A 16,162-nucleotide genomic window follows, 5' to 3' on the forward strand; every position below is an offset into this window, starting at 1 on the left:
CGCGACTAAGGGGCAGCGGGAGGGTCTCCCGCATCAGCGTCGGCATCTGTTGCTGGCGGTTCGGTCGTGGCCGTCGCCGTGGGCTCGACGGTCGTCTTCTTCTTGTTCTTGCCCTTCTTTTTCTCGTCCTTCGAGTCGTTGCCGCCAGACCCGGTCGAGACGGTGAGGACGACGACGGAACCCGGCTCCGCGCGCTTGGATGGATCGACAGTGGTCACCGTTCCGGCAGTCTCGCCCGATGGCTGGTCATTGCGCTGCGGCACCAGACCCAACTTGTCCACGATCTTCGCGGCATCCTCGTACGACTTCCCGACGATGTTCTTGGGGATCGCGACAAATCCTGTGGCGACGCCGAGGTCGACGGAGCTGCCTTTGTCCGCGTCTGATCCGGCCTCGGGTGACTGAGTCACGACGACGCCGGGCTTGTAGCCAGCGGCATCCACATCGTGGGTCTCTACCTTGAAGCCCTTGCTCGCCAACGTTGCCGCGGCCTTGACGCTCGACATCTTGCGTACGTCCGGCACCTCGACCTGGGTCGGCTGGTTGATGTACAGGAGGGCGAAGATGATCGCAGCGAGCGCAAGCACAGCCGAGCTGATCAGGACCGTGCGCCGAGGCCTCTGGCGGTCTTCGGTGACTACCTCCGCGGTTGCTTCATCCGACACAGCGGGCAGCACACCGGTCGGCGCGGCCACACCGACGGTCGGTGTGGTGACGCCTGGCTGAGTCGCATCAGGATCGGTCGCCCTTTCAACTTCTGTTGGCACCGTGGTCGCCAACTCGCCGGCAATCGCCGCAACTTCACTCGCAGAAGGTCGCTGACCTGGCTCTTTGGCGAGCATGCTCTCGATGAGCGGGCCAATCCCCGACGCCAAGATCTCATCCGGAAGCTCAGGAATCGGCGCCTGGATGTGCGCCAGTGCCGTGGCGACGTCGGTCTCGCGGTGGAACGGGGGAGCGCCAGTGAGACAGGTGTAGGCGACGATCCCGAGGGCATACAGGTCCGAGGCATACGTGGCCTGTCGCCCGCTTGCCTGTTCGGGGGAGAGGTAGTCGGCTGTGCCTATGAGAGCGCCCGTCTTGGTCAGCGACTCGCCACCCGTCGATCGGGCGATACCGAAGTCGAGGATCATGACCCGGCCCGACGCTGAAAGCAGTACGTTTCCGGGTTTGAGGTCGCGATGGACGATGCCGGCTTCGTGGGCGGCGGCAAGGGCACTCGCCATCTCGCTGATGATCGACATCGTCTCGCCAACGGGCAGCGCCACCCGGGACTTGAGCATGGCGGACAGTGAGACCCCATCGACCAATGGCATCACGAGGTAGGGCGTCGTGCGGCCGTGCTCGTCGGGATGCTCGCCGTAGTCGTATACGTCGACGATGTTCTGGTGGTGCAGTGACCCAGCAAGGTGCGCCTCGGTACGGAGTCGTTCGCGGATCGATTCGTCATCTGCGAGGTGTTCGCGGATCACCTTGACCGCAACCTCGCGGTTGAGCAGCTGGTCGTGAGCTCGCCACACCTCGCCCATGCCGCCATTGCCGATTACGGCGTCCAGGCGGTAGCGATCTCCGAGGATTTTGGGCACCCGATCAGGTTAGGTCCGATCGGAACAAATCTCCTGTTGAGCGAGAGGTGCCTAGACCTCGGACTGAGCTGCTTCGGCCGCTTCGGCTTCGGCGACCTGACGGCGCACGTCGTCCATGTCGAGTCCCTTGACCGCCTGGATGACCTGCTCGAGGCCAGCTGCGGGAAGCGCGCCGGGCTGCGAGAACACCAGGATGCCGTCGCGGAATGCCATCAGCGTGGGGATCGAGGAAATGCCGGCCGCACCGGAGAGTTCACCCTCAGCTTCGGTGTCGATCTTCGCGAAGACAACATCGGGGTGTTGCTCGCTCGCCGCTTCGTAGACGGGGCCGAACTGCATGCACGGGCCACACCAAGAAGCCCACCAGTCGACCAACGTGATCCCGTCGGCGGAGACGGCCTCGTCGATGCTGTCTTTGGTCAGGTTGATGGTGCTCATGCCTTGCCTTCCGTTGAGTACGACCAGTTCAACAAACCCGGCCAAACACAGATTCCCTAGTCGTCGTGCTTCTTGTCACGGCCCTTGTCGTCGTCATCGCCGTTGAAGTCAAAGTCGAAGAACGAGTACGAAACCGTCACCGTGATGGTGTCGCCAGCCTTCGCTAGCGTTGAAGGCTCAACCGAGAGGACCGTGTCGGACTCCTCCTGCGAGAGCTTCTGCGTCTTGTTGACCGTGAGTCCGAGGTCCTCAAGCGTCGCCGCGACCTCGTCGTACGGTTTGCCGACCAGATCGCCAGGGATCGAGAACAGCCCGGTAGCGACCGTCAGCGATACGAGTGCGTCCTCGCCAACTTCCGTACCTGGCTTGACCGACTGCTTGATGACCTCGCCGGTCTTGTGACCTGCGACGTTCGTCTCGTGAGTCTCAACGGTGAGGTCTGACCGGCCCAGGGTGGACGCAGCTTCGACGCTGGACATACCGACGACATTGGGCACAGCGATCTTGACCGGACGATTCGCGTACGCGAACCCGCCGATCAGTACGCCGACCAGCGCGAGCATGGCCGCGCCAATCCACAGCGCCTTGCGTGGGCGACGGCGCTTGGTGTCGACGATGTCGATGGTCGCGGTGGCGTCCCGATCGAGAGGTGCCAGGTCAGTACGAGTGTGCTCAGCGCTGCTCTTGCTCGTCGTGGGGAGGCTCGTCGCCATGGTTCCCGCGATCGCAGCCACGTCACCTGCGGACGGCCGATGCGTGGGCTCCTTCGAGAGCAGCGACCTGATCAACGGGTCGGCCATCGACAGCTCGGAAGGCAGCGGCGGTACTGGCTCGTGCAGGTGAGCGAGCGCCGTACCGACGTCGGTGTCGCGGCGGAACGGGGGAGCGCCAGTGAGGCACGTGTACGCAACGATGCCGAGCGCGTAGAGATCTGAGGCGTACGTCGCTGGGTGACCCGCAGCTTGCTCCGGGCTCAGATAGTCGGCGGTGCCGACCATTGCACCAGTCTGCGTCAGCGACTCGCCACCTGTCGATCGGGCGATGCCGAAGTCGAGGATCATCACTCGGCCAGACGCGGTGAGCATGACGTTGGCCGGTTTGAGGTCGCGATGCACGATGCCTGCGCCGTGGGCAGTCTGGAGTGCGCTTGCCATCTCAGCGACGATCTTCATGGTCTCGCCGAGGGGCAGCGAGCCGCGCGACGACAAGACCTCGGACAGTGTGGTGCCGTCGACCAGCGGCATCACGAGGTAGGGCGTCGTACGACCATCGACGTCGACGTGCTCGCCATAGTCGAAGACGTCGACGATGCCCGGGTGGCGCAAAGAGCCAGCGAGTTGGGCCTCCGTGCGGAGCCGCTCACGGATCCTCAGATCACCGGCGAGATGCGACCGGATGACTTTGACGGCAACGACGCGATCAAGCACTGGATCGTGGGCCTTCCACACCTCGCCCATGCCGCCGTCGCCGATGAGGGCATCCAGGCGATAGCGATCCGAGAGCGTTGCAGGCATTGATTCATTCTAGTTCGTTGTGACTAGTTGTCCCTACCGGGCATGATCGAGGCCATGATCGAACGGCGCACGTTCCTCACCGGCATTGCAGCGGTTGGCGCCGCGTCCTTGATCGGCTGCAGCAGCGACGGCGAGCCGGCGACGCCGTCGAAGACGTCGCCAACTCCCTCCGCCACCACTGCGGAAGCATCCGTGAACCCCAAAGTGGCGTCCACGATCGCCACAGGACTCAACGTCCCGTGGGGCATCGCGTTCCTCGCCAGTGGTGCCGCGTACGTGTCGCAGCGCGACGCCGGATCCATCGTGCGGATCGATCCTGACGGCCAAGTAACCGACCTCGGTCAGGTCCAGGGCGTCGACTCCGCCACCAGCGAGGGCGGCCTGATGGGCATCGCGCTGGATCCCGACGACGAGTCGGTTCTGTACGCGTACATGAGCACCAGCTCCGACGATCGCCTCGTACGACTCAGCGTGAACGGCGACAAGATCAGCCGACCCGAACCGCTGTTCACTGGCGTGCGATCGGCAGCGAACCACCATGGCGGGCGACTTCTGTTCGACGACAGCGGTCATCTCTTCCTGGCGATCGGCGACGGCGCCGTGCCCGAGGACGCTCAGGACCGCAACGGCCCGAACGGCACCATCCTGCGGCTCGACAAAGAGGGGCGCGCGGCGAGAGGCAATCCGTTCGAAAACGAAGTTTGGTCCTACGGGCATCGCAACATTGAAGGCTTGGCGTTCGACGCCGACGGACGACTGTGGGCCTCGGAGTTTGGTCAGGACACTCGCGATGAGCTCAACCTGATCGTGAAGGGCAAGAACTACGGCTGGCCGCGCTTCGAGGGGAAGTCCGACGACCCGGACTTCGTCTCGCCGAAGGTCACCTGGAGCACCGAAGAGGCATCCCCGGCTGGGCTCGCGATCACCCGATCCACCGCGTTCATGGCAGCGCTTCGTGGTGAGCGCCTCTGGATGATCCCGCTCGACGGCGAGTCAGCGGGCAAGCCGAAGGCATTGTTCACCGGCAAATACGGGCGCATCCGCGATGTCGTGGTCGCTCCCGACGAGTCTCTGTGGGTGACCACGAGCAACACCGACAGTCGAGGTCAACCCGCGTCGGATGACGACCGGATCCTCCGAATCACTCTCTGACCAGTTGTTACGGGGAAATCAACCAAAACTACCGATCAGTAAGGGTTTTGCCGTGCCGAACATGAGGTTAACCTCGGCTTTATGGATGACTCATCGTTTGAAATCGACCCAGCACAGGTCCGCGAAGCGGCCAAGCGCTTTCCCGCGCACCGTCTGACGACGCTGAGCGGTCACCCCAACAGCGACGTGAGCTACATCGCCACGGCAGCAGAGTTTGGCCGGCACGCCTGGGACGAGGGCGGGCACATCTGAGCCAGCTTCCCCAGTAACGCGAAAACCCCCGGAGCACGCTCCGGGGGTTTTCTACGTCTCGTGAGATTCAGAGAGGACGGATGTTCGCTGCCTGCAGGCCCTTCTGGCCCTGCTCGACGTCGAATTCGACCTTCTGGTTCTCGTTCAGCGAGCGGTAGCCGCTCGACTGAATCGCGCTGAAGTGCGCGAATACGTCTTCGCTGCCGTCGTCGGGGGCAATGAATCCAAAGCCCTTGTCAGCGTTGAACCACTTCACGGTTCCTGTTGCCATGTCGTACTCCTCTTGGCGAGTTGCCACCCCCGACTTTCGCGAGCGGCTGTCGCGACGTACATCCAACCTTGAGAAGAACTAGACACCCCGAAAGGAACTCATGCTTCATACGGCCAACGTCGTGCAACTGCTTCAACCCTAGGGCACCGCCCCGGGCCAAAAGCAAGTGTTTTCCGACATCTGGGAAAAGGTTTCATGTGTCCGTAACAGTGCTATCTCCGCGTACCGAAGACCTGCGAGACCCACCATCGGCCGTCTTTATCCTGGACCGCGCCCACGCCGATCTGCCGATATCCGGACTTCAGGATGTTCCGTCGGTGACCGGTCGAATTCATCCATGCAGAGACCACGGACTTGCCAGACGAGTAGCCGTACGCGATGTTCTCGCCGACCAGCTTGAGGTCGCAATCGTTGAGGATCTTGGTCATGCTCTGGTGCTTCATGGTCTGGTTTGCCGCCATCCATGCAGCCCAGGATTCGGCATAGCGTTCGACGCACTCTCGCGACCTCAGCTTCACGCGGTCGTGATTCACCCGGTGTCTGTTCGTGTACGTGATCACTGCAGCCTCGTAGACGTCCGAAGCCGTCGGTTCGGTGGTCGCGGTGACCGGACTGGGCAGCGCGACGAGCAGCGACACGGCAAGTGCCGCGCTCGTCACGACCGTTTGGATCTTCATCAGGGCTCCCTCCCTTGATGCTCAAATTACGCATCTGCCGCAAAAGAAGTCCTGACTAGTTGGAACTAGTTATTCACGCGTAAAGAACTAGTTCTTTATAACTAGTTCTCGCCTAAGTCAAGACTGCCGAAGTTCCTGAAAATTGCCTAAGTTGAGCACGTTGTGCCGACGCACACCCCACAAAGGTGTGCGCACTAACGGGCCGGACGACCGTCCGACCTGCGTCAAGTAACAAGGGGAAATCAGTGAAGCGTGTGACCTCAGGCCTTGTCGGCCTAGGACTCGCGGCCTCGCTTGGATTCGCTTATGCGTCTCCGAGCACTGCCCAGTCCTCACCTCCCGTCTCCGGCAGCGATCGTGCCGACAAGAAGGACGAGTTGCCCAACCCTCTAGAGGACAAGCGCCGCGCATTGCGTGAGACCGCCCTCTCCGGCGTACTCAATGGCGACCTCAAGCCAGTTGAGAAGGACGGCAGCACCGTCGTCAAGGTCGGCAAGGGCGTCAGCCCCGCCGAAGCCGCTCGCCGCGCCAACCAGAAGGCCTCGGCCTACAAGGGTTCGAAGTCAGGCAAGACGCGTGACCAGTACGTCGAGCTGTCGCAGGAACGTGCCGACAAGGTCTTCGTGATCCTCGTCGAGTTCGGCAACCAGCGTCACCCCGACTTCCCGGATGCCGACACTGACCCCGACACGCCTGGTCCGACCACCTTCGAAGGTCCGCTTCACAACAAGATCCCCGCGCCCGACCGCACCAAGGACAACACGACGGTTTGGCAGTCCGACTTCAACCAGCAGCACTTCCAGGACCTCTACTTCAAGAAGTCCGCTGGCGCCGAGTCGCTTTCGACGTACTACAAGGCGCAGTCGTCGGGTCGCTACTCCGTCGACGGCCAGGTCTCTGACTGGGTCAAGGTGCCCTACAACGAGGCCCGTTACGGCCGCGAAGACGCCACGACCTGGGACCTCATCCGGGACGCACTCACGTCATGGGTCGAGCAGCAGCACGCTGCTGGCAAGACCGACGCTGAGATCCAGACAGCGATGGCTGAGTACGACAAGTACGACCGCTACGACTTCGACGGTGACGGCGACTTCAACGAGCCCGACGGCTACCTCGACCACTTCCAGATCGTCCACGCAGGTGGCGACGAGGCTGATGGTGACCCGCAGCAGGGTGAGGACGCCATCTGGTCGCACCGTTGGTACGCCTTCCTGACCGATGCCGGCATCACCGGCCCGGCGCAGAACCGCCTCGGCGGCACTGAAGTCGGCAACACCGGCATCTGGGTCGGCGACTACACAGTCCAGCCCGAGAACGGTGGCCTGTCGGTCTTTGTCCACGAGTACGGTCACGATCTCGGCCTGCCCGACGCGTACGACACGTCAGGTGGCGGCGACAACTCCAACGAGTACTGGACGTTGATGGCGCAGAGCCGACTCAACGCCAAGGGTGAACCTCTCGGCACACGTCCCGGCGACATCGGAGCGTGGGAGAAGCTGCAGCTCGGTTGGCTCGACTACGAGACGCTGAGCACGCATCAGAAGAAGACGATCGAAATGGGTCCGCAGGAGTACAACTCTGCCAAGGCTCAGGGTGCGGTCGTCGTACTGCCAAAGAAGGAAGTCACCACCGACAACGGTGCGCCGGCCTCCGGAAGCAAGCAGTTCTTCTCCGGCAGCGGTGACGATCTCGCCAATTCGCAGACAACTGACGTCGACCTCACCGGCAAGACGGGTGGAGTGCTGACCGCCAAGGTCCGCTATTCGATTGAAGAGGACTACGACTTCGCGTACATCCAGGCCTCCACCGATGGCGGCGCCAACTGGACGTCGCTGGACGGCACGCTCAACGGCGATCCGATCGGTGTGGACACCTCAGGGCGTCCGGCCATCGACGGTGAGCAGGAGACGTGGGCTGACCTCAACGTGCCGCTCGGCGCGTACGACGGCCAGTCCATCAAGTTGCGCTTCTACTACAAGACCGATGGTGGTCTGGCGCTTCCTGGCCTGTACGTCGATGACACCAAGGTCGCGGCTGGTGCCGAGACTCTGGTTGAGGACGGCGCTGAAGATGGCGGAGCTGCGTGGGATCTCGATGGGTTCTCCATCGTCGGTGCCACCACGACGTCTGAGTTCGACAACTACTACGTCATGGGCCACCGCTCATACGTCTCATATGACCGCTACTTGAAGACTGGTCCCTACAACTTCGGCTTCGCCAACACGAAGCCGGACTGGGTCGAGCACTACAAGTACGGCCACGGTCTGTTGATCTCCTACTGGGACACCTCAGAAGGCGACAACAACACCAACCAGCACGCGGGAACGGGCCGCAACTTGCCCATCGACGCAAACCCGACGCCGATCATCAACAAGGCGACGGGCAAGCCGTGGCGCGCACGAATCCAGATGTACGACGCGCCGTTCTCACTGCACAAGGCTGACTCGATGACGCTGCACACCAACGGCATCGCGAGTTACATCAGGGGTCAGGCTGCCAAGCCGCTGTTCGACGACACCAAGAAGTACTGGTTCGCCGAGCTCCCCAACCACGGCGTCAAGCTGCCCGCAGCAGGCGTCAAGGTTCGGGTCCTCTCCGAGGATGGCACCAGCCTGAAGGTCAGGTTCAACTGACCTTCACCACGGTCGGGGGCCGCGCATCAGGGGGTGCGCGGCTCCCTTAGGTGGGTGTGGCCCGTTGAGGGGATCGGGGGGTTCCTCAACGGGCGGCACGCACGACGTAGATGACCGCTCCAATGCCGACCACGGTGCAGCCTGCACCGATGGTCGGCATTGTGAGGTTAAAGGCCAGTACGACGCATCCCACGAAGCCGATCGCAGCGATTGCGCGGTGTGTCCAAGCCGATGGCAGCGTCCAGGCTGCAACATTGGCAATGGCGTAGTAAAGCAACACACAGAACGACGAGAACGCGATGCTCGTACCGAGGTCGCCGAGAAGCACCAGCGCGATGATCAAGGCTCCAGCGGTGAGCTCTGCAGCCCGCGGTACGCGCGATGTGCCGCTGAGCAGCGTGATCGCACGCGGCAAGTGCCCGTCGCGAGCCATCGCGAACATCGTCCTCGAGACGCCCAGCGCGAGCGACAGCAGCGCACCGCCGGCGGCGACAGCTGCCACCACCTGGATGACGGGTACGAAGCCGCTTCGCCCGGCAGCGTCGAGGGCGTCAACGAACGGCCGTGTCGAGTCAGCGAGTTCCTTGGCACCGAGCGCGTGGTTGAGAGAGAGGGCGACGACCGCGTACAACGCCACGACCAGTGCTAGCGACGTGGCGATGGCGCGGGGGATCGTACGAGTGGGGTTGCGAACTTCCTCACCGAGCGTTGCCAGCCGGGCGTAGCCCGCGAACGCGAAGAACAGGAGAGCTGCAGCCTGGAGTACGCCACCAGCGCTGGCGTCGCCTGCCGAAGTGTCGGGTGCACTCGGTCCGGCGAACATCGCCACCACCGCGAGCGCCACGACAGCGACCACGACGCTCACGATCACCACGGCCACGACGGCTGACTTCTCGACGCCGACGAGATTGATGGCGATCACGGCGACGACGGTCGCGACGGCGAGCGTACGGGCATGCTCGGGCCAGACGTATGTGCCGACGGCAAAAGCCATGGCCGCGCAGGATGCGAGTTTGCCCGCCACGAACGCCCAGCCCGCGAGGTAGCCCCAGAACGGTCCCAGCCGCTCGCGTCCATAGACGTACGTGCCGCCGGCGACCGGATAGCGGCTCGCCAGCTGCGCGGACGAGAAGGCGTTGCACGCCGCGATGATCGCGGCCAGGCCGAGTGCGAGCAGGAGTCCATCTCCTGCCGCTTCGATCGCGGGAGGGAAGACGACGAACAACCCGGCGCCAATCATGGCGCTCATGCCGATCGCGACCGAACCAGTGAGTCCGATTCGACGATCGAGCGAGTCAGACATGGTCAGAAGTCGTAGTCGATGACGAGGGGAGCGTGGTCAGACCAGCGTTCGGCCCAGCTGATCGCCCGGTCGACGGTCGCCGTACGCGCTGCGGCTGCGAGCTCAGGTGTCGCGATTTGGTAGTCGATGCGCCAACCTGTGTCGGTGTCGAACGCCTGGCCGCGCATGGACCACCACGTGTAGGGCCCGTCGACATCGCCAGCGAGGTGGCGGTGAACGTCGACCCAGCCGAGCTCGCCAAAGAACCGGTCGAAGTAGGCGCGCTCCTCAGGCAGGAAACCTGCCTTCTTGAGGTTGCCCTTCCAGTTGCGGATGTCGCGCTCGGTGTGGGCAACGTTGAGGTCGCCGGTCAGCAGGCCGTGGTTGCCAGACTCGCGGATCGCTTCGAGCCGTATGTGCATCTGGTCGAAGAAGCGAAGCTTCTCTTCCTGGCGCGGCGTCCCCGCCTCGCCTGAGTGCGCGTACGCGGAGATCGCAGTCAGCGTGGAGCCATCCGCAAGCGGGATATCGGACTCGATCCAGCGACCCGAGTCATCAAAGAGGTCGTCGCCGTTGCCAATTCGTACGGCGGTCGGTTCTGCACGGCTCAGCACGGCGACGCCGGCGCGTCCCTTGGCGGCCGCTTCGGTATGCACCACGTGGTAGCCGGCCTCTGCGGTGAGCTCGTGAACGATCTCGTCAGGCGCGCGTACTTCTTGCAGAGTCACGATGTCGGCGTCGCGCTCGACCAGCCATTCGGCCATCCCGCTCGTCTGCCCGCGGTTCTTGTTGTAGGCGGCACGGATGCCGTTGACGTTGACGGTAGCGATTCGTAGCACGCCGCAACCCTATGCAGGGCCTCTGACAGCAGTAACAGTGGCGGGTCGAGATCGTTGATCTGCGCAAATGACCGAATCATCGACCGAACCCATTTCAGGCTGGCTCCCGTCCTACGACGTTGCCGTCGAGCTTGAGCGCGCCCTGACTGCGGACGAGTTGCGACTGGCGTATCAACCAGTCGTCAACGCCGAGACGGGCAATGTCAGCGGTATGGAGGCGCTGTGCCGCTGGACGTCCCCCAAGATCGGTGACGTACGAGCGGATGTGTTCATCGGTGCAGCTGAGCAGCACGGTCTGATCCGAGATCTCGGCGTATGGGTCCTTCACAAGGCCATGGTTGAGGCCGAGGCGATCCGCCGAACGGTCGGCCCGCTCAACCTTGCCGTCAACATCTCGCCTCACCAGTTGCGTGATGGCCGATTCGTTCTCGATGCTCTTGACTCGATGGCAGCGGCAGATCACGATCCCGAAAACCTGCTGCTCGAGATCACCGAGAGCTCAGCACTCAATGACGCTGTCGACCTCGCGCCCGACCTGGAGGCGCTGCGAAGCACAGGCGTGCGGGTTGCCCTCGATGACTTCGGTACGGGGAGCTCCAACCTGACGTTGCTCAAGCAGCTCGAAGTTGACGTACTCAAGCTCGATCGAAGCTTCGTCGCGGGACTGCCGGACAACGAGCTTGATCAAATGCTCTGCACCTGGCTGATCGACCTGGCGCATGCGCTCGAGCTGACGGTCGTCGGTGAAGGTGTTGAGACGGCAGCGCAGCGTGACGCATTGCGAGATCGTCAATGCGACGAGCTGCAGGGCTACCTGTTCAGCCCCGCTGTTTCAGCTGCGGAGTTCACGCCGGAGTTCGTACGGCGCATCAACGCTGGCTAGTTGGCCGCGACGAGTGCAGCAACGACTGCAACGAGCGCCGGTACGCCCTGAATTGCTGCGGCGCGGGCGTACGACTTGCCGGTCGACAGCAGCACGAGTGACGCGGCGAGCATGCTGCCGCACGCGAACACGATGAGCGTCCAGCCGATTGAGTCGTGGCTGTCGGAGAACGCGATGATCTTGACGCCTGTTCCGGCACCGATCGCCAGGAACAGGTTGTAGAAGCCCTGGTTGTACGCCAGCGACGCCGTGGTGTCGGCATCTGTTTGCGATTCAAGCCCGAATGTCTTCCACGTCTTGGGCTTCTTCCAGTCAATCGACTCCAGCTTGAAAAACAACAAATGCAGCAGGGCGGCGATGCTGGCGGCGACAAGCGCGATAGCGGTCATGCGCCGAATCTAGCGGCTGATCAGGCATGGGTGGCCCCGAAAGGCGTTATGTTCGGCTCAAGGAGTGCACACATGGGTAAATCGCAGATGCTGGGTGGCGACGACGAAGGTCGTGTGCTGCGACAAATCATCGAGGCGACTCCAAATGCCATGGTCATGGTCAACGAGTTCGGATTGATCACCCTCGTCAACTCGCAGACCGAGCACCAGTTCGGTTACAGCCGCGAAGAGTTGCTGTCGATGACGGTCGACCGTCTCATCCCTGACCGGTTCCGTCCGCGGCACAAGGGATTTCGCGAAGGGTTCTTCGACAACCCCGACACGCGTTCGATGGGCGCTGGTCGTGACCTGTTCGGCCTGCACAGTGATGGTCGCGAGTTCCCGATCGAGATCGGGCTCAACCCGGTCATTATCGATGACCGACCGCAGGTGCTCGCATCGATCATCGACATCACCGAGCGCAAGCGAGCCGAAGAGCGCCTCCTGCACGTCGTCGAGGCAGCCCCCAACGCCATGATCATGGTCAACTCCCTCGGACACATCGTGCTGGTCAACACGCAGACCGAGAGATCGTTCGGCTACTCGCGTGACGAGCTGCTCAGCATGAACATTGAGGACCTCATCCCCACCCGCTTCAAGGCCAAGCACGACGGCTATCGCATGGGCTACTTCCACAACCCTGACCGCCGAGAGATGGGCGCCGGACGTGAGCTGTTCGGGCGCCGCAAGGACGGCAGCGAGATCCCGGTCGAGATCGGACTCAACCCGATCCAGGTGCTGGATGAGCAACACGTACTGGCCTCGGTCATTGACATCACCGAGCGCCTCGTCGTGCAAGCGACGGAGAGTGCAGAGCGAGCTGACCGGCTGCGGCGCTCGATCCTCGACAGTCTGCCGTTCAGCATCATCGCCACCGATTCAAACGGGCTCATCGTCACGGCCAACCCGGCGGCCGAGCGTTTGCTTCATGCCGAGCGCAATGAGCTCGTCGGGTCGCGCATCTCCGAGATCCGTGACGGCAGGCTCGATCAGGTCCCGTTGCTCGCAGTGCGTACGCATGGTGTTGATGAGCGCGAGGTCGAGTATCACCGCAGGGACGGGGTCGACGTACCGGTCAATGAGGCGATCTCGCTGATCGTCGACGAAGTCGGAGAAGTAACCGGATACCTCGCAGTCGCGTACGACATCACGCAACGCAAGGAAGCCGAGGCGTTCATTCGGCACATGGCGCACTACGACTTCCTGACCGATCTGCCAAACCGCACCATGCTGTTCACCCGTCTCGACGCCGAGCTCGAACGTGCCGCTCGTGAGAAAACCGGGCTCGCGGTCATCATGCTCGATCTCGACCACTTCAAGCGCGTCAATGACTCCCTGGGACACCACATCGGCGACGAGCTGCTGCTGCAGATGGCAGCACGCTTGCGCAGTGAGGTTCGCACCAACGATCTCGTGTCCCGATTCGGAGGCGACGAGTTCGTCCTCGTCTTCACCGATGTGCAATCAGCAGAGGAGCTGACCGAACGAATCACGGCGTTGCTTGAGCTGATCCCCGAGCCGCTGATCTGCAACGGCCACGAGCTCATTGTCAGTGCGAGCCTGGGTGGCTCGCTGTTCCCACAGAACGGCTCCGACTCGACCACGTTGATCAAGCACGCTGACACCGCGATGTATCACGCGAAGTCTGCGGCCAGAAACTCGTTTCAGTGGTTCCGCGACTCCATGCTCGACGAGACCAACGACAAGCTGGTGATGGCAGCAGCTCTGCGCCATGCCCTGGATCGCGGCGAAATCACGGTGGCATACCAGCCCGAAATCAACCTGACGAGCGGTGAAGTCGTCGGGCTGGAGGCGTTGGCTCGCTGGAACGATATTGATGGCTCGGAGATCCCGCCAGATCGCTTCATTCCGGTCGCGGAAGACAACGGACTGATCATTCGGCTCGGTGAACACATCCTGCGTACGGCGTGTGCGGACGCCATGCGAATCTCTGAGTCGCTTGGCCGACCGATGCGGTTGGCCGTCAACGTGTCCCCGCGTCAGCTCCGCGACAAGGAATGGCTGACCGTACTCAAGCGGGCGCTGGCCGATTCGGGCCTCTCCGGCAACCAACTTGAGCTGGAAATCACCGAGGGCATCTTCATGGAAGATCCCCGTACGGTCGTCGAGATGTTGAACACCGTTCGGGCGCTGGGAGTCGCGATCGTGGTCGATGACTTCGGTACGGGCTTCTCGAGCCTCGCCTATCTGACCCGGTTCCCGATCGACAAGATCAAGATTGATCGCTCGTTCATCCACGATCTGGTCGACAGCTCCGCTGACGCCGCAATCGTTGACACCATCATCGTCATGGCGCACACGCTGGGCATGACCGTGGTGGCTGAGGGTGTCGAGACCGAGCAGCAAGAGATCTATCTGCGCGCCAAGGGGTGCGATCAGGCGCAGGGCTTCCGCTACAGCCGCGCGGTACCTGTTGAGCAGTTTGCCGCCGCGATCTCCTAGCCAGTCTGCTTCACGGCGGCCCGACCTGCGGCGCGACCGCTGAAGATGCACCCACCGAGGAACGTGCCCTCGAGCGAGTTGTAGCCATGTACGCCACCGCCGCCGAATCCAGCAACCTCACCAGCGGCGTACAGGCCATCGACCGGCGACCCGTCCGTGCCGATCACAGCTGAGTCGAGGTTGGTCTCGAGGCCACCGAGTGACTTGCGGGTGAGCACGTGCAGGCGTACGGCGATCAACGGTCCCTTCTTGGGATCAAGGATCTTGTGCGGTGTGGCGACGCGGATCAGCTTGTCGCCGCGGTAGGCCCGGGCCTGACGCATGGCCGCGATCTGGAGGTCCTTCGTGAACTCGTTGTCGAGCTCGCGATCCCGCTCTTCGACCTGACGACGTACGTCATCGAGGCTCACGGGGGAGTCGGGCGTCAGCTTGTTCATGCCTTCCACGAGCTCTTCGATCGTGTCGGCGACGATGAAGTCCTCGCCCTTCTCCTTGAACGCCTCGACAGGGCTGGTTGCCCCCTTGGAAAGGCGCTCCTTGAGCAGCGTCTTGACACTCTTGCCAGTGAGGTCGGGGTTCTGCTCCTGGCCTGAGAGGGCGAACTCCTTCTCGATGATCGCCTGGCTGAGCACGAACCACGAGTGGTCGTGGCCGCTCTGGCGCAGCAACTTGAGAGTGCCGAGCGTGTCGAAGCCGGGGAGCCCGGGAATCGGGAGACGCTGACCCGCGCCATCGAGCCAGATCGACGACGGGCCGGGCAGGATGCGGATGCCGTGCTTGGGCCAGATCGGGTCCCAGTTCTTGATGCCCTCGACGTAGTGCCACATACGGTCGCGGTTGATGTGGCTCGCGCCGGCTTGCTCAGCGATGTCGAGCATGCGGCCGTCGACGTGCGCGGGTACGCCGGAGATCATGTGCGTTGGCGGTGTGCCGAGGCGGTCGGGCCAGTTCTTGCGTACGAGCTCGTGGTTGCCGCCGATGCCACCCGAGGTGACGATCACGGCCTGAGCGGTCAGCGAGAACTCGCCGATCGACGTACGGGAGGTGGGGGCTGCGCGTTCGGCGTCAGTCGGCTCGAGGACCTGACCGCGTACGCCAGTTACTGCGCCGTTCGTGGTGAGCAGCTCATCGACCTGGTGACGGAACGCGAACTGGACGAGCCCCTTGTCGTGCCCTTCGCGGACGATCTTCTCGAACGGCTCGACGATGCCGGGGCCGGTGCCCCAGGTGATGTGGAAGCGAGGGACCGAGTTGCCGTGACCGCCCGCAAGGCCACCGCCACGCTCGGCCCATCCGACGACGGGAAACACACTGTGGCCGCGTTCCTTGAGCCACGATCGTTTCTCGCCAGCCGCAAAGTTGACGTACGCCTCGGCCCACTGACGGGGCCATTTGTCCTCGTCGCGGTCGAACTGGGCGCTACCCATCCAGTCCTGCATCGCGAGCTCGACGGAGTCCTTGATGCCCATCCGACGCTGCTGTGGGGAGTCGACGAAGAAGAGCCCGCCGAACGACCAGAAGGCCTGGCCGCCGATGCCCTGCTCGCCTTCTTGGTCGACCAGAATCACCTTGCGGCCCGCCTCGACGAGCTCCGCGGTGGCAACCAATCCGGCGAGGCCGGCGCCTACAACGATCACATCTGCGTCCATGCCCGAGATTCTGTCCTACGCCGTACGCGTCCCAACATGCGGTATCAGCGACGCGCCGCGTAAATACCGCGTGAAATGACTGTCCGGAGGCACTT

At 63.0% G+C, this 16,162-nt stretch carries 14 protein-coding genes; 5 read left to right on the plus strand and 9 right to left on the minus strand.

All coding sequences use genetic code 11. The features are described 5' to 3' along the window. Nucleotides 1-5: 5 nt before the first annotated feature. The 3 genes from J2X11_RS07570 to J2X11_RS07580 are packed head-to-tail and all read right to left on the minus strand — an operon-like array spanning nucleotide 6 to nucleotide 3,538. A complete protein-coding gene (locus tag J2X11_RS07570) occupies nucleotides 6-1,586 on the minus strand; it encodes a protein kinase domain-containing protein (RefSeq protein ID WP_309968853.1) in 1,581 nt (526 codons plus the stop codon). Between the two features lie 51 nt (nucleotides 1,587-1,637). Beyond that, complete coding sequence (locus J2X11_RS07575) at nucleotides 1,638-2,024, minus strand: thioredoxin family protein (protein ID WP_309968856.1); 387 nt, start codon at nucleotides 2,022-2,024, stop codon at nucleotides 1,638-1,640. Between the two features lie 56 nt (nucleotides 2,025-2,080). Further along, complete coding sequence (locus J2X11_RS07580; protein ID WP_309968860.1) at nucleotides 2,081-3,538, minus strand: protein kinase domain-containing protein; 1,458 nt, start codon at nucleotides 3,536-3,538, stop codon at nucleotides 2,081-2,083. Nucleotides 3,539-3,592: 54 nt separating this feature from the next. On the opposite strand from J2X11_RS07580, the gene J2X11_RS07585 reads away from it, so the two are divergent. Continuing rightward, a complete protein-coding gene (locus tag J2X11_RS07585; protein WP_309968863.1) occupies nucleotides 3,593-4,690 on the plus strand; it encodes a PQQ-dependent sugar dehydrogenase in 1,098 nt (365 codons plus the stop codon). Between the two features lie 81 nt (nucleotides 4,691-4,771). Then, nucleotides 4,772-4,942 carry a hypothetical protein gene (locus J2X11_RS07590; protein ID WP_309968866.1) on the plus strand — a complete coding sequence of 57 codons (171 nt, stop codon included), beginning with the start codon at nucleotides 4,772-4,774 and terminating at the stop codon, nucleotides 4,940-4,942. Nucleotides 4,943-5,009: 67 nt separating this feature from the next. On the opposite strand, the gene cspE is transcribed toward J2X11_RS07590, so the two are convergent. Together cspE and J2X11_RS07600 are read right to left on the minus strand one after the other, a co-directional pair. Beyond that, nucleotides 5,010-5,213: a transcription antiterminator/RNA stability regulator CspE gene (cspE, locus tag J2X11_RS07595; protein WP_056214575.1), complete on the minus strand. Its 204-nt coding sequence runs from the start codon at nucleotides 5,211-5,213 to the stop codon at nucleotides 5,010-5,012. 212 nt (nucleotides 5,214-5,425) lie between these two features. Then, a complete protein-coding gene (locus tag J2X11_RS07600; RefSeq protein ID WP_309968877.1) occupies nucleotides 5,426-5,890 on the minus strand; it encodes a CAP domain-containing protein in 465 nt (154 codons plus the stop codon). 245 nt (nucleotides 5,891-6,135) lie between these two features. Between J2X11_RS07600 and J2X11_RS07605 the strand changes: the two genes are divergently transcribed. Continuing rightward, nucleotides 6,136-8,523 (plus strand): immune inhibitor A domain-containing protein, encoded by a 2,388-nt coding sequence (locus J2X11_RS07605; RefSeq protein ID WP_309968880.1) that lies wholly within the window; start codon nucleotides 6,136-6,138, stop codon nucleotides 8,521-8,523. 85 nt (nucleotides 8,524-8,608) lie between these two features. Here the strand turns inward: J2X11_RS07605 and J2X11_RS07610 are convergent, their stop codons facing one another. Both J2X11_RS07610 and J2X11_RS07615 read right to left on the minus strand, forming a co-directional pair. Further along, nucleotides 8,609-9,826, minus strand: a complete 1,218-nt coding sequence (locus J2X11_RS07610; RefSeq protein WP_309968884.1) for an APC family permease — start codon at nucleotides 9,824-9,826, stop codon at nucleotides 8,609-8,611. 2 nt (nucleotides 9,827-9,828) lie between these two features. Further along, nucleotides 9,829-10,644: an exodeoxyribonuclease III gene (locus J2X11_RS07615; protein WP_309968888.1), complete on the minus strand. Its 816-nt coding sequence runs from the start codon at nucleotides 10,642-10,644 to the stop codon at nucleotides 9,829-9,831. A gap of 67 nt (nucleotides 10,645-10,711) precedes the next feature. Between J2X11_RS07615 and J2X11_RS07620 the strand changes: the two genes are divergently transcribed. After that, the gene (locus J2X11_RS07620) at nucleotides 10,712-11,527 is read left to right on the plus strand and encodes an EAL domain-containing protein (protein WP_309968891.1); all 816 of its coding nucleotides are present in this window, start codon (nucleotides 10,712-10,714) and stop codon (nucleotides 11,525-11,527) included. Here J2X11_RS07620 and J2X11_RS07625 read toward each other — a convergent pair. Beyond that, complete coding sequence (locus tag J2X11_RS07625) at nucleotides 11,524-11,916, minus strand: DUF1304 domain-containing protein (RefSeq protein WP_309968894.1); 393 nt, start codon at nucleotides 11,914-11,916, stop codon at nucleotides 11,524-11,526. The genes J2X11_RS07620 and J2X11_RS07625 overlap by 4 nt on opposite strands. Nucleotides 11,917-11,988: 72 nt before the next feature. On the opposite strand from J2X11_RS07625, the gene J2X11_RS07630 reads away from it, so the two are divergent. Then, nucleotides 11,989-14,418 carry a sensor domain-containing protein gene (locus tag J2X11_RS07630; protein WP_309968897.1) on the plus strand — a complete coding sequence of 810 codons (2,430 nt, stop codon included), beginning with the start codon at nucleotides 11,989-11,991 and terminating at the stop codon, nucleotides 14,416-14,418. Here J2X11_RS07630 and J2X11_RS07635 read toward each other — a convergent pair. Then, nucleotides 14,415-16,067 (minus strand): FAD-binding dehydrogenase, encoded by a 1,653-nt coding sequence (locus J2X11_RS07635; protein WP_309968900.1) that lies wholly within the window; start codon nucleotides 16,065-16,067, stop codon nucleotides 14,415-14,417. The two genes, J2X11_RS07630 and J2X11_RS07635, sit on opposite strands and share 4 nt — an antisense overlap. Between the last annotated feature and the right edge of the window lie 95 nt (nucleotides 16,068-16,162).

Origin of the sequence: Aeromicrobium panaciterrae, from assembly GCF_031457275.1 — a bacterium.
GTDB classification, from domain to species: Bacteria; Actinomycetota; Actinomycetes; order Propionibacteriales; family Nocardioidaceae; genus Aeromicrobium; species Aeromicrobium panaciterrae_A.

What these genes read in the sequence shown, in the direction of transcription:
- J2X11_RS07620 (WP_309968891.1), top strand. Translation starts at nt 10,712, where the DNA reads ATGACCGAATCATCGACCGAACCCATTTCAGGCTGGCTCCCGTCCTAC.
- J2X11_RS07585 (WP_309968863.1), top strand. Translation starts at nt 3,593, where the DNA reads ATGATCGAACGGCGCACGTTCCTCACCGGCATTGCAGCGGTTGGCGCC.
- J2X11_RS07635 (WP_309968900.1), bottom strand. Translation starts at nt 16,067, where the DNA reads ATGGACGCAGATGTGATCGTTGTAGGCGCCGGCCTCGCCGGATTGGTT.
- J2X11_RS07625 (WP_309968894.1), bottom strand. Translation starts at nt 11,916, where the DNA reads ATGACCGCTATCGCGCTTGTCGCCGCCAGCATCGCCGCCCTGCTGCAT.
- J2X11_RS07575 (WP_309968856.1), bottom strand. Translation starts at nt 2,024, where the DNA reads ATGAGCACCATCAACCTGACCAAAGACAGCATCGACGAGGCCGTCTCC.
- J2X11_RS07590 (WP_309968866.1), top strand. Translation starts at nt 4,772, where the DNA reads ATGGATGACTCATCGTTTGAAATCGACCCAGCACAGGTCCGCGAAGCG.
- J2X11_RS07610 (WP_309968884.1), bottom strand. Translation starts at nt 9,826, where the DNA reads ATGTCTGACTCGCTCGATCGTCGAATCGGACTCACTGGTTCGGTCGCG.
- J2X11_RS07630 (WP_309968897.1), top strand. Translation starts at nt 11,989, where the DNA reads ATGGGTAAATCGCAGATGCTGGGTGGCGACGACGAAGGTCGTGTGCTG.
- J2X11_RS07580 (WP_309968860.1), bottom strand. Translation starts at nt 3,538, where the DNA reads ATGCCTGCAACGCTCTCGGATCGCTATCGCCTGGATGCCCTCATCGGC.
- J2X11_RS07600 (WP_309968877.1), bottom strand. Translation starts at nt 5,890, where the DNA reads ATGAAGATCCAAACGGTCGTGACGAGCGCGGCACTTGCCGTGTCGCTG.
- cspE (WP_056214575.1), bottom strand. Translation starts at nt 5,213, where the DNA reads ATGGCAACAGGAACCGTGAAGTGGTTCAACGCTGACAAGGGCTTTGGA.